A 12,675-nucleotide genomic window follows, 5' to 3' on the forward strand; every position below is an offset into this window, starting at 1 on the left:
CAAACAACCATGGTTAATGTGTTGTACTGGTTCCACAGCAAGACAGGGAGGAGCACACATGCCGTTGCAGCGATGGCGCGACCTGGCCGACCGCTTGGCGGAGCGCATCGAGTCGGAGGAGTTTCCGCCCGGCTCGAAGATGCCGACCACTGTGGAGTTGATGTCTGAGGGAGAGTCAAAGCCGTCCATCGAACGGGCTTACCGGGAGCTTGTCGACCGCGGTCTTGTTGTGCGCAAGCCGCGGGTGGGAACGGTTGTCCGCAACCGCTCTCGCGTGCGTGTCCCGTTGAGCCGCTACGGTTCCGTACTGCGACCGGGTGGGGCCAAGGGGCCATGGGAGACTGCCACCGCGTCAGCGGGTCTGGACGGCAGCGTCGTTCCCTTGTCCGTGGAGCGCATCACCGCTACGGCCACGATTGCCGCGCTGCTCGGAGTCGAACCCGGCTCTCCTGTTGTTCGCCGCAGCAGGCATGCCGTGATCGACGGTGAGGTGGTGCAGGTCCAGGATGCCTACTATGCGGCCGAGTTGGCTGCTGCATCCGGACTCGACGCACCGGGCAAGGTCATTGGCGGTGTGTTCGGCGCCATGACCGCAGCTGGGCTGGATCCCCAGAGCGCCGACGAGACGGTCACAGCGCGGCCGCCGACCAAGGCCGAGGCATCAGAGCTCGGCATCGGGGAGCGGGTACCGGTCCTGTGTATCGAGCGCCTGGTGCGCAGCCGGAGCGGCCAAGTCCTCGAAGTGCTTCGGATGGTGGGCGCTGCCGACCGCCTGGAGCTCCACTATGGGGGGTTGCCGCTGGTCGGAAGCCTGCCGTAGCGGGCGGCAGAACCTCGCCGGTAAGTCACCGGATGCGCCGTCGCCCAGTTGTGATGCGACGCGGGGCACACCGGTCATCAGGACGGTGATGCCTGTGCCGTTGTGTAGGGCATGACAACTCGCCCGTACCGAACGAGCCCCGCCACGGGTGGCGGGGCTCGCAGGTCCTCGTACAGGCCTGGACCGCCTGTGCGGGGAAGAGCACCCAGTTGCGTGAACTGAGAGGTGCGCTGAGCCATGAGCTTATGCGGAATTATCCCGAGGGCGCCACAGGCCCCTTCCCACGACATCACCGGGTTCACCCTGGATGTGGTGGTGTGCCATGGCACTTGAGCCCATCCTGTGGGCCTTGCACGACAGCCCCGTCAGCAGTACGACGGACAGGATGCTGCTGGCCGGCCTGGCAGAGAAGGCGGATCCGGACGGCACCAACGCCTTCCCGTCACGGCGGACGCTGGCCCGGATCGCGCTGTGCGACGTCAAGACGGTACAGCGGCGTCTGGCCTCCCTCGCCGAACGGGGGGTGATCATGCTGGGAGACCAGGCGGCCGCCCGGTACATCCCCGCGCACGCCCGCCCCAAGGTCTACGACCTGCAGATTCCGGCGGCCTGGTACGGGCCGGAGCGGCTGGCGCGGGTGAACGAGGACCGGGCACACCGCGGTCTGCCGCCGCTGACACAGCAGACCCGTCCGGCGCTGTCGCCGGCCCCGCCGCGAACAGAGCGCAGCGACAAGGGCAAGCCGCGCCAAGGAGGAGGGGACTCTCAGTCCCCTCCCGCAGAACACCCCGGCTCCGAGGGGAGGGGGGACTCTCAGTCCCGCACCAGGGGGGATTGGCAATCCCCGCAGGGGGGACTTTCAGTCCCCCAACCCTCTCCTTTAACCCTGCCCTTCCAAGAAACCCCGACAGCGCCTGCGGCGCGCAGCGCCGATGACGCCCGCAGGGCTTCTGCAGGTAGTAGCGCGCGGAAGGCCAGCGGCTGCGCCGCGCCCGCGGGCGCTGGCGCGCCCTCACCGGCAGCCAGGTCGAGGAAGACGGCCGGCGAGCGGATGCCGCGGGGACGGGCAGACTCGGTCAGGGCAGTGGAAGCGGGATGGCCGCGCGAGCTGGCCGCTCTGCTGCCGCCCCACCGTCCAGCCGTGCTGCGGGAGGCGATCCTGCAAGCCCTGGACGGCGGACGGACGCCGCAGCAGCTGCTCGAGCGGATCGGGCGCCGATGGTGGACCCATGGCTACGCCCGTGCCCTGGCCGAAGGAGAGCTGTCCTCCCCCGTCGGGGTCGCGGTGGGATTGGTGCGCCCGTCCGCGGACTGCCCAGACCCGATGTGCGAGGACGGCACAACCCTGCACCTGGAACAGGCGTGCCCCAAGTGTGCAGAGCGTCGAGCCGACCGCCGCCAGGGCCGACTATCCGCACAACGGGAGAAACATCCGCGGCCGCAGTGGTGGGAGTGCGCGGGCGAGGACTGTTCGGCAGCCGGCAAAGGACCACGGCCCGAGGACGGGCTGTGCTGGCAGTGCCGGGACCGGGCTGAGCTGGCCGAGGTCCAGCGCGCAACGGCAGGCCTGATGGCCGAAGCCGAAACGGCACAGGAAGCAGAACGCCTGCGGCAGACAATCCGGTGGCAGCGCCTGCTCGATGACGCCTACGCCGAACACGCCGAACGAAACCGCACCGCACAGGAACAGGACGAAGCCGACCGGCAAGCCGACGCCGATGCCCAGCAAGTACGCCACCTGCGAGAACAACTCCTACGCCAACACCCTGAGCTGGCGGCCTACGCCCAGCAACACACATGACCAGCCCCGCTCCCGCCCCGAACAGCACGACCGGCGTCATCTACGGCCATGCGCATGGGGGCGGGCCCCAGTTCACGCCGCAGCTGCAGGTGACCCTCCTCGAATATCGGACCGCCCGGCTATCCGGAATGAACCTGCGGCGACTTCACCTGCCGCCGCCGGTCCATCTGCCGGATGTCGGCGCGATACAGGGCCAGCCGCCGGACAACAGGCTCAGCCTCAAGGAGTTCCTCCTGCCCCGCGAGACGCAGCTCCATCTCCTCTCGGACGAGGGCCCTCGTGCGAGGGGAGAGGCTCCCCATGCGATTGAACAGTCCGTTGAAGACGTCGATGATCCGTTCGACTTCGCTGGCCTCGTATTGCTCGCGAAACAGCGCGACCACTTCGTCCTGCACGCGGGTGACATGCCGGTCCAGGTCGCCCCGACTCATGTCCACCACGCGATCGGGGTCGTGGTACTCACGGCTCGGCACGAGGAAGGAGGTCAACACGTCTGGCACGGCAGCCGGCCGTGCCGCGATGTCCCGCCGCCACTGGCCGACAGAGCGGTTCCGCTTGCTGCTGTTGCAACTCCGGCAGGCCGGCACAAGGTTGGTGACGTCGTCACGGCCGCCCTCATCGAGCGGCACAAGGTGATCGACCGCTGCCGCGTTCACCCACAAGCAGTACGTGCAGCCTTCCCCATTGGCGTTCAGCACGCAGTCACGGACCGTTCGGGGCAGCGATCCCCTGTCGCTGGGTTCCATCCACGCAGTATGAACTCCCACACTGACAGTGCCAGTACCGAACCACTGGCCCAGGGACTGCCCTCCTCGGTCTCGCTGTCCTTGCCGTGCGCGGCCGGCTGAAACGCTAGAAGCCTCGCTGCAGTCAACACGAAGGAACGGGACGCTTAGCAACACGCACTGGAACCGCTCGATCGTGAACGCTTCCGGCGTTCGGCTCAGTTCCATGCCGTCCAGGCTGCGTTCTGGCGGCGCCATCAGGGGCTCCGTATCACCCGCCGTGGATCAGGCCAGGGCTGGCTCGACGAATTCGCCAACCGCCTCGCAACGTTGCTCACGGATGCTCCACGCGGCGGAGAATGCAGCAGAGCGGGCCCGCCGCACATGTCGTACGGCGGGCTGTCTCTGGCAGTGGCCGGGGCGGGATTTGAACCCGCGACCTCTGGGCTATGAGCCCAGCGAGCTGCCGACCTGCTCCACCCGGCGGCCTCCACACTAGGCAGCGGTCGCCTGCGGACGCGAGCGAATATCGGGGGCCGTCAGCGTCGTGATGGCCCTGGGTCTAGCCCGTTGTGGACAGGACACTCCTCTCCAGCCCGTCACCCGCAGCCCCTGGTTCCTCCCTTGGTGAGGTACGGGCTCCGAAGTTGTCTTCCCGTGGCGCGGGCTGGGTGCTGCCAGCGACGACGAGGGCGAGGAGGACGGCGGCGGCCTCACTCTGCAGGATCCGGGCGGCCTGCCTCAGGCGGCGGGGGTCGGGGACCGGGATGGACAGGGCGACGCATTCGGCGTTCGGTCCGGCCGTGATCGGCACCGCCGCGCACACTGTGCCCAGCGCGTACTCCTGGAGGTCGAGGAGGGGGGCGTTGGGCCGGCGGGTGTCGAGTTGGTGGAAGAGAGCCTGTTGGCTGGTGAGGGTGTGGGCGGTGAAGCGCGTGAGGGAGTGGCGGTCGAGGTGATCTTTACGGGCGTCGTAGTCGAGCTGGGTGAGAAGTGCCTTGCCGACCGCGGAGGCGTGGGCTGCCGAGCGGAAGTCGACCCATTCCTCCACGACGGGGGTCGCCGGGCCGTCTGCATACTGGGTGATGGAGACTTCGCCGTCGGTGTAGCGGGCGACATAGACGGCGGCGCCGACGGCATCGCGGACCCAGGCGAGGGTCTCCCGCATCTGTCCGCGCCCGTCTTCGCCCGCTTTCTGGGTGAGCAGGAGTGCGCTACCGGCGATGTAGGCGTCGGGGCCGATCAAGGTGGTGAGGTTCGCGCGGGTCAGCTGATCCATCGCGCGGGCGAGTGCCAGTTGCGGTAGGTGGGTCTCGCGGGCGATCTGGCTGAGGTTGACGCCTCCTGAGTAGCGGTTGACGACTTCAAGGACGCGCAGGGCTTGGTGGACCGATTCCAGCGGGGCGGGGGCCGGGCGGCCTTCGGGGGACTTGCGGGCGGCGTGTGTCAGCTGGGGTTGCTTGAGTGCCTCAAGTGCCCACGCGTTCGCGTCGGTCGTCAGATGTACGGGGCTGAGGCGTGCGTGCCGTGCGATCGCGATCGCAACAGGGGGGCCTGGTGTGTACACCTCGCCCAGGTCTGGGTGCTCCTGGGCCGGCAGAGCTGCCACGGCGTGGCGGAGTCGGGTGGGGAGCCGGTAGTAGCGGGTGCGCGGCGGCCGGAGGGTGATGGTGGTGAGGTCCTGGGTGGTGATGGGCACTGAGGGCCAGATGACGGAGGCGTCGAGTGCTTCTTCGAGATCGTCGGGGATGCGCGGCAGGAGCGGTAGGCCCTGATCCGGGGCCAAGGCGTGGGCCTGCTGCTTCCAGTGGCGGGCGGTGGCAACCTCCGCGTGGGCAAGGTGGATGAGGTAGAGGCAGCGGGCGGCGGTCTGCGATCCGGCGCCGGCCGCGTACTGGAACCAGAATTGGGCGCCGTCCGGCTTCCCGGCCAGATGCAGGAGACTGGCGAAGTAGAGCGCCGATTCGACGCTGTGGGGCCAGGAGGCGGGGCTCAGTGCGTGCTGGGCGAACGTCCGGCTCTCCACCAGCGTGTGGGCGGTGTCCTGAAGAACGCGGCCCGCCCGTACGTGGCAAGCAGCATCGAGCACCAGGTCCTCGCCTCCGCCGGCGGGAAGCCAGTGGCCGGGCCAGAGCCCCCTGGCGGTCATGACGGCCGCCGAGCGGGCGCGGTCCGCCACGACACGGCGCGCGATACGGCGCCTGGCCCCGTACTCGTCGTATCCGGCGTACTCGTTCGCGAGGACTGTCGCGTTCTCCAGTGCCGTGTCCACTTCGCACAGCGCCATGTCGCGGTCGCGGGCCATGTCGCTCACTGATCCTTCTCCTCTCCGGGGATCCAGTCCACCCCGAGCTTGCGTGACAGGTTTCGGCGGGCGCCACGGATGTGCGAGCGGACCGTCGCGGGGGTGATCCCCATCATCCGGGCAACCGTGTCGGAGTCGTGGCCGAGCACGAAGGTAAGCAGGACCACGTCGTAGTGCTTCTCAGAGGCCAGCTCCGCGATCGCCGTGTACAGGCCGAGCTTGGACTCCAGCAGCTCCAGCTGCTCCTTGGATGTGCGGCGCAGTTCGGCGAAGGCCGCCGTCTCCACGATCGCGACCTGCCGGCCCGATGCCGCAAGTCTGCGCTCGATGTGCTCGCGCAGGACGGTCCAGGCGAACGTGCGGGCTGGGCTGCCGCAGGACATGCCGCCACTCCTTGAGCAGCAGCGCGAACACGTCGTCGACGACCTCTTCGGCGTCCCGCGCGTTGCCGAGCTGGAGGTGCGTGTAGCGCAGGTAGGCGCGATGGTGCTGGGAGTGGAAGGCGGTGTAGTCCACGGGCAGTACGCCCGCGAGCTCGCTGGAGACCGCCTGGTCTCCCGATGGGTCGAACTCTCCCTCGCTCATGCACTCCCCCACGGCTGCTCGTCGCCGCCCAAGGGGGCGGCGGGGACCTCACGATGGTGGGGCGTGTGGGCGGGGCGGCGGCGGCCAGCCGAGAGCTCGGCGGCTCCCACCCTGACTCCCGCGCCCAGCAGGCGCCGCCACACCCTGACCACGTCAACAGCGAAGACACGGACCGCGGTGGCGGCTATCAGTACGAGGGCAACGATCTCGACAACATTCACGTCGGCGCGAAACCTTCCAAGTGGCGTGTGCGTAACCGGCGTACCTGCCCCCAGGTCCGGCAGCCGTAGAGCGCCAGGCGCTCCTAATCACCACTCCATCGAAAAACACGCCCGATCGTGCAAGCCGGTCCCAGAAAATCTTCTGGAGGAAGCGCGTCCGCTTCCGCGTGCGCCCTCACCACACCCGCGCACGCCTGCGCACACCCACCCGGACCCCACGGGCTGGGGCACCAACGAGCCGCCTGCCCTTGCCGGACCCCCGTCGTGGATACTGGCACGCGTCGGTGGGCTCATCACCGTGTGACTGTTCTGCCGAATGCTCAAATCATCTGGCGTCTGCCTCCCCTTGCCTAGACGCCACGTCGACCTGGAGAACGTCTTCGCCCCCTGACAACCCTCGCTGGGGCGGCACTGCTCCTCTACCTCGCACGCAACCCCGACACCCGGGTCCTGCTTGCCGACGGCAGAACCCGCTGCGGGTAGAAGAGACTGCAACGCCGACTCAGGCCAGCTCAGGTACGGATCGCGCCTCAGACCCCCACCTGACCTGCGGTCTGCTCAGCAACCAGGCACCCATGCGGGAAACCTTGGACACAAGCGAAGGCCCACCCCCAAGGGATGGGCCCTTCCGCGACCGCAGAGTGTCCTATCTAGTCAGTCAGCATCGCTGGATTCGCCGCGAACGGCCGCGAGTTCGATCCCTCGTACCCGCCGAAGCCACCGCGCCAGGATGTACAAGCCCGCACCGAACAGCGTGCACGGCTCCCACACCTCCGTGAACAGAGCCGAGAGTCCTCCGTCGCCAACGATATAGACGGCCTGTCCCCCCACAGCCAATGCGATGAACCGGTTCGTGCGGGCCTCTCCTACCAGCAGCCAGTCCACTGGCAGCCACAGCGGAGAGACGAGATCACGCAGCCGCAACCGGACTGCTGCCCACAGAAAACCCAGGGCATACCCCAGCCTGCGGCCCGGGCGAAGAAGCAGACCCGTCTCCGGATCCCCGGCGAGCAGACCAGCCCATTCCTCCCGGAGATGAGCGCGATGTGCTCCCACGAGGGACGAGGCGATTCGCAGCGCCCGGTCCGCTGCCCCGCTGCTGAAGCGACCAGATGAAACCGCGCTTCCCGCCGGCCCCTCGCCGATCTCCACCGAACGCACCGCAGAGACCAGCAAGGCGACAGCTACGACCCCCAGGGACAGCGCCGTGACGGCGGCAAAAAGCCACCCTGCTGCCAGGAGCGTCTGGGAGACGGCGAGCCCGGGACCCACGGCCTGCACGGTGTAGCCGACGCTCAGGAAAATCACCGTGGCAGTTGCGCCGAGAACGGGCACAAGCGTCAGCACGACCGCGGCCATTCCCGCCGGCGGGAGGGATTGCTCCTCCTGGCTCACGCCCATCCCTCCTCCCCGACCACCCGAACAGCACCGAAGACGCGTGGCTTGCTCTCCTTCGCGCGCTGCGCCGCAACCTGGCCAACACCGGTGAGTTGGTAGTAGTAGCGCTTAGGCCGCCCAGGGTGCTCGCCCACCTCCTCGGTGCGCGCGACCCATCCCGCTTCGACCAGCCGTTCAAGAATCGGGTAGACCGTTCCCGAGCCGAGGCCGGCCTCCTCGCAGATCTTCAGACCCCACGCAGGGGCTTCCGGAGAGGAGGTCAGCAGTACCTTGATCACCTCAAGTGTCGGGCGTGTTAAGCGAATTGATGTCATATCTCGAGTGAAGCACGCACCTGAGCGTATGTCGAGAACGAGATATGTCGAAGCGTCTTGGGACGGATAGTCCCCCGACGCCCCGACGAATTGGGAATGGCCTCGGGCCAGCCATCAGGGCGACCCGGGGATGACAGTCAGGCACTGAGCTCCAGCTCAGAGAAGAGTTGGTGGTAGCGGTACGCACAGCCGTCACTGGCCACCACCAGCTCCGCGTACGCGACGAGCTCGTCGGTTCGCGCGAGCATCCCACGTGTGGTGAACGTAGCCCGCAGGGTGCCGGTGTCCCACAGCTCTGCGCGCCGTGCCAACGAACCGCGCTGCGCTCTGCGGGCTCAGCTTCGCCGAGGCAGAGCCAGGCCTCAGGGCCGGGGCCCTGCGCTTTGATCCGGACCGCTTCGTTACGGTTCCTCGGTCTGCTCGGGTTCCGCTGGACTGTTCAGTGCGTCGGCGAGGGCATCAGCCTCTTCCGGGGTCAGTTCGACCACGAGCCGACCGCCGCCTTCGAGCGGTACGCGCATGACGATGTTCTGCCCCTCCTTGGTGGCCTCAAGCGGACCGTCGCCTGTCCGCGGCCTGATCCTGGCGCGGGGGCTCAGCTGCTGAGTGGATTCACTGTCGTTGAGGGACAGTGCCTGGCAGCCGGAACCACTGATCGTCACCCGTGTCCCATTGCCCTCGGTCTTGACTGTGCACGTCCCCGGAGCGGGTGTCGCGGTGGCGGCAGGCGTGAGGACGACCGTGGTCCCCAGAAGGAACGATGAGGCGACGAGCGAGATGACGGAATTGCGTCGGATGCGCCGGGTCATGATGGGTGTCCTCCCTCGCGATGCGTGAAGGGGCCGCGGAAACACGGGGGCAAGTCGCCGCGCCAGAGCTCCGGGAGTGGTCCCTCCAGCCACAGCGCGACAACGGATGTACGGCTGTGGCGCCGCTGTGGCGCCGGACTGATCGGAAAGGCGCCCTGCACCATCCTCCCCCTCCCCGAAACGGGTGTCGACCGGACGGCCACCGTGAGCCGGCCTGGCGGCCAGGCCCAGCAGCTCGCCACAGGGCGGCTTGACGGCTTGGCTTCGTAAGGTGTCTACCGCCTCGCCACCACCCCGAGCGCGGGACGCCGACCGTTACCCGCCCCGGACACCCCTGCGGCCGGCGCCCCAGGAGGCCCGCGCAGCAGCCCGGACACGCGACAGCGCGGTCCAGGCCGTGCCCGGACTCGTCAGCGACGATGTCTCAAACGGAGCACCACAGGCCCCCTCTTTGCCGATCTCTTCGTGGGACGAGACCAGCGCCACGACGCCGAGCCAGCCCGCCGCGACGGCCACGGCAGAGTTCCGCTTCTCCCGGCACCGCCGACCACGACACCGCGCCCTGGCCCACGCACCCGTGCCCGGGGCCGTGCCCGAGGCCTGGGCCAGGGCCGGCTCAACGCGTCAACCGGTCGCCGGGATGGAGCCCGGCAGGCACGCGCCGGCGCCGGCTCTGCCCCAGGCCAGTGCCACGAGGACGGCGGTGTGCTACAGCCGCCGGTAGCGGTCCAGCAGATCCTCCGCCTGATCGCCGGTAACACCCAGCGCGGCACCGACCTCTTCCGGTTCCATCGACCGGTGCGCGGCGCGGGCTGCGTGGTATCCGATGGCTTGGGCGAGGATCTCCAGGCGGCGGGCGGCTTTGAGGGCGGCGGCGGGTGATTCGTCGGTGAGGCGGTCGAGTGCCTCGTTCGTTTTCGTCAGGAGGTCGTCGATTTCCGCAGGGAACGCGATGGTGGAGGCTTCGACTGTTTCGATGTGTCGGTCCCAGTCGTCGCGGCAGTTCTCGGCGTCCGTCCAGGTGGGCTCGTCCTCGTGGAGAGGAGTATCACCGATCCGCTGCCAGTCCAGCGGGTACTCCGTACCGGTCCAGCCGCATGTGCAGACCGCTCGCAGCATGTGCGCGCGCGGGCCGTAGAACGGCCGCCCGCTGTAGCCGGCCCAGAAGGCGCTAGTGTGCCCAGTCGAGGAGTTGCCGTCGAAGTACACCGGCTTGGGAACACTCCCGTCCTCCAATAGGACGCCCACCCGGCCCGCGTGCGATTTCCCGAACTCGTCTGTCTTCCACAACTCGTTCCGCATCTCCCGCATCCCTCCGCCTTGCTGGCGACCGCGCACGTGCGTGGCCGCGGACACACGACGACCATCCCGCACTCGGCGTCCCGCCAGGGGCAAAACCCGAAAGAACCAGCGCAGGTCGGCTGCGGGGCTTCAGTGACCGGCACCACCACAACCCCCCAGGCCCGACCCACCGACACTGCCCCACCACACCGCGCCATCGCCCTGCCCTGGCCCGAGACCCCACACGCCGTGCTCTGGCACGCCGCGCAGTAGGGGCAAGCCTCCATCTCCCGCAGACACCACGACGAAGGGCCGCCACCCCCGAGAGGGGGCGGCGGCCCTTCGGCCCAGCTCGGCCTCGCCTACGGGGCGGGGGTGAACTCCACCTCGGTGCCACCGCAACCGGCCGCGATGTCCCACAGCCGCTCCCGCTCCGCCTCGTCGACCGCCAGGCCCCAGCGAAGCTTGGTCGCGGTCCACTCCGCGCCGTAGCGGCACAGCGCCTCAGGCGACGGCGGCAGCCACTCCGCCGGGTCCTGGTCCGACTTCTGGCGGTTCGAGCGGGCCGTCACCGCCACCAGCGAGGACAGCTGGCCTTGGTCGTTCGCGTACGCCTCGCGCCTCTGTGCTGTCCACGAACTGGCGCCCGAATCCCACGCCTCGGCAAGCGGAACCATGTGGTCAATGTCGAGCCGGGCGGCGTCGGTGACGGTGGTGTCGTCGTAGTACGACAACCACATACCCCCGGTAAGGGTGCAGCCTGGACCGATGGCCGGGTAGTCCACGGCCTCCGACAACAGGACCTCTTGGCGGGTATTGCAACCGTCGGAGGGCAGGTCGCCGGCGTTCCAGTGCCGGAACTTGGTGCGCTGGTAGCCGGTCCGGTCCTCGACCGCGAGCGGGAGCGCGGACACCGCGACCCCGATCGGCAGGACCTGCGGGACGGCGTGCTGCTCGGCGGCAGTCGCGGTGGCGGCCGGCAGGGACAGGGTAAGAGCGGCGGCGGCCGCGACCGCGGCCCGCATCATGATCATCATGTACCGGTTGTACCGGCCCACACACCATCACCAACAGTCCCCCTGACCCCGGTTCACCCGGTCGGGGACAGCAGTTCACCGCCGAAACGGCACTGCACACGGTGTCGTAACGGCGGAGGGGTACCTGCCAGTATCGAGGGTGGTGCACCTGAGAAGCCCCCGGGGGTCGCTGTGTCCGCCCGGTGAACCACCGGGCGGACACAGGGGGTGCGCGTCAGACCCTCTCGGGCAGACGCCGCACTTCCTCGGTCACGGCCAGCTCCGTGGGCGTCACTTCTCCCCCGGACAGGCGGATACCGATCAGCTGGCACACCCGGCCGGCCCGCCGGCGCCAGCCGACGATCTTCGGGGCCCAGTACTCCCGGACCTGCTTGGCCACCGGCAGGCCGACGACCAACAGGACGGCGACCCCGACCATGACCACGATGCCAGGGTACTCCGCGGCCCAGTCCATGGCCGCCTCGACGATGCTCTTCAACTTGATCTCCACATCGATGAACGGGCGCTGCGCGCCCGGTCCGGAGGTCAGGCGGCCAGCACCCAGAAAGGGCTAGAGGCTTCGAGCTGGAGACCGAGTTGGGGCCCTCGGGGGACCTCGGGTGACGCCATGCGGATCACACCGCACGGTGAGCAGGAGAGTGGCGGCACGTGGTCCACGTACTGATACGCCAGCGGGGTCAGCCACCGCTGGATGACCGCCAGGAGGTCAGCGCGCCACACCGCCAGCAGGCCTGCGAGAGCGGCCAGCTGGTCGGCGTAGGAACGGGCGACCACTGCCGCTCCCCCGAGCAACTGACACAGGGTGGCGAGCGAGGGGGCATCCACCGTCGGACGCTGCATAGCCGCCGCGAACACGAACGCGCCGAAGACCTCCGGAGCGTCGGACTCCTTCGCCGGCCAGGTGTTCCCGAAACGTCGGCGTAGTTCGCGAACCCTCCCCACGGAGGGGACCACTCCCACAGCCTCGCCCAAGAGCAAAGCCAGAGGCGAGTTGTCGGAGAGCGGCGCCGCACCGAGCCAATGCGTGCGACTTCCTCGACGTAGGTCAGGTGAGAGAGGCTGGACCACAGCTCTCCCACCCGGGTCTTCGCTTCAACGACCACAAACCGATCGTTCTGCAGGAGCACAGCGTCGAAGACCTGAGCGAACCCGTCGCCGAGGTGTGAATCCGTGATCAGTGCAGCTTCGCGGACGTCAGGGGAAGCAGCACAGCGCACAAGCCTCGCGGCTACGGCCCTGTCCCACTGCTCCCACGTCGACATACACACGAGGATACCGGCGTGCTAGGCAGTGTCTTCAAACTGGTTTGATCCAGAGGAGGAGGGACGCGATCGTGACGGCTGCTTGGTAGGACTCCCGGGTTTTGTCGTATCTGGTGG

Annotated in this window: 12 protein-coding genes, 1 tRNA gene and 1 pseudogene; 2 read left to right on the forward strand and 12 right to left on the reverse strand. The window is 68.5% G+C overall.

The window, feature by feature from the left end:
• The first annotated feature begins 58 nt into the window (after nt 1–58).
• Together ACFWBN_RS31740 and ACFWBN_RS31745 are read left to right on the forward strand one after the other, a co-directional pair.
• Nucleotides 59–820, forward strand: a complete 762-nt coding sequence (locus ACFWBN_RS31740; RefSeq protein WP_385182524.1) for a GntR family transcriptional regulator — start codon at nt 59–61, stop codon at nt 818–820.
• Nucleotides 821–1,142: 322 nt separating this feature from the next.
• Nucleotides 1,143–2,621 (forward strand): helix-turn-helix domain-containing protein, encoded by a 1,479-nt coding sequence (locus tag ACFWBN_RS31745; protein ID WP_385182527.1) that lies wholly within the window; start codon nt 1,143–1,145, stop codon nt 2,619–2,621.
• A 119-nt stretch (nt 2,622–2,740) separates the two neighbouring features.
• On the opposite strand, the gene ACFWBN_RS31750 is transcribed toward ACFWBN_RS31745, so the two are convergent.
• From ACFWBN_RS31750 to ACFWBN_RS31805, 12 genes and pseudogenes are all read right to left on the reverse strand, one after another.
• Entirely contained in the window at nt 2,741–3,367 is a 627-nt protein-coding gene (locus ACFWBN_RS31750) for an HNH endonuclease (protein ID WP_385182530.1), read from the reverse strand.
• 391 nt (nt 3,368–3,758) lie between these two features.
• A tRNA-Met gene (locus ACFWBN_RS31755) sits at nt 3,759–3,832 on the reverse strand.
• A 196-nt stretch (nt 3,833–4,028) separates the two neighbouring features.
• A pseudogene (locus ACFWBN_RS31760) lies at nt 4,029–4,796 on the reverse strand (IclR family transcriptional regulator C-terminal domain-containing protein); the annotation flags it as partial.
• Between the two features lie 860 nt (nt 4,797–5,656).
• Complete coding sequence (locus ACFWBN_RS31765; RefSeq protein ID WP_385182532.1) at nt 5,657–6,034, reverse strand: sigma-70 family RNA polymerase sigma factor; 378 nt, start codon at nt 6,032–6,034, stop codon at nt 5,657–5,659.
• Between the two features lie 198 nt (nt 6,035–6,232).
• Nucleotides 6,233–6,457: a hypothetical protein gene (locus ACFWBN_RS31770; RefSeq protein WP_385182535.1), complete on the reverse strand. Its 225-nt coding sequence runs from the start codon at nt 6,455–6,457 to the stop codon at nt 6,233–6,235.
• Between the two features lie 654 nt (nt 6,458–7,111).
• Nucleotides 7,112–7,852: a hypothetical protein gene (locus tag ACFWBN_RS31775; RefSeq protein ID WP_385182538.1), complete on the reverse strand. Its 741-nt coding sequence runs from the start codon at nt 7,850–7,852 to the stop codon at nt 7,112–7,114.
• On the reverse strand, nt 7,849–8,133 hold the full coding sequence (locus tag ACFWBN_RS31780; protein ID WP_385182541.1) for a PadR family transcriptional regulator: 285 nt from the start codon (nt 8,131–8,133) through the stop codon (nt 7,849–7,851). Before ACFWBN_RS31780 ends, ACFWBN_RS31775 begins: the two co-directional genes overlap by 4 nt.
• A gap of 437 nt (nt 8,134–8,570) precedes the next feature.
• Entirely contained in the window at nt 8,571–8,768 is a 198-nt protein-coding gene (locus ACFWBN_RS31785; protein ID WP_385182555.1) for a DUF3117 domain-containing protein, read from the reverse strand.
• Between the two features lie 918 nt (nt 8,769–9,686).
• Entirely contained in the window at nt 9,687–10,289 is a 603-nt protein-coding gene (locus ACFWBN_RS31790; protein WP_385182543.1) for a hypothetical protein, read from the reverse strand.
• A 332-nt stretch (nt 10,290–10,621) separates the two neighbouring features.
• On the reverse strand, nt 10,622–11,287 hold the full coding sequence (locus ACFWBN_RS31795) for an HNH endonuclease family protein (protein WP_385182558.1): 666 nt from the start codon (nt 11,285–11,287) through the stop codon (nt 10,622–10,624).
• Between the two features lie 223 nt (nt 11,288–11,510).
• On the reverse strand, nt 11,511–11,774 hold the full coding sequence (locus tag ACFWBN_RS31800) for a hypothetical protein (RefSeq protein WP_385182546.1): 264 nt from the start codon (nt 11,772–11,774) through the stop codon (nt 11,511–11,513).
• 47 nt (nt 11,775–11,821) lie between these two features.
• Nucleotides 11,822–12,070: a hypothetical protein gene (locus ACFWBN_RS31805; protein ID WP_385182549.1), complete on the reverse strand. Its 249-nt coding sequence runs from the start codon at nt 12,068–12,070 to the stop codon at nt 11,822–11,824.
• Nucleotides 12,071–12,675 lie beyond the last annotated feature (605 nt).

The organism is Streptomyces sp. NPDC059989 (assembly GCF_042736975.1).
Lineage (GTDB): Bacteria > Actinomycetota > Actinomycetes > Streptomycetales > Streptomycetaceae > Streptomyces.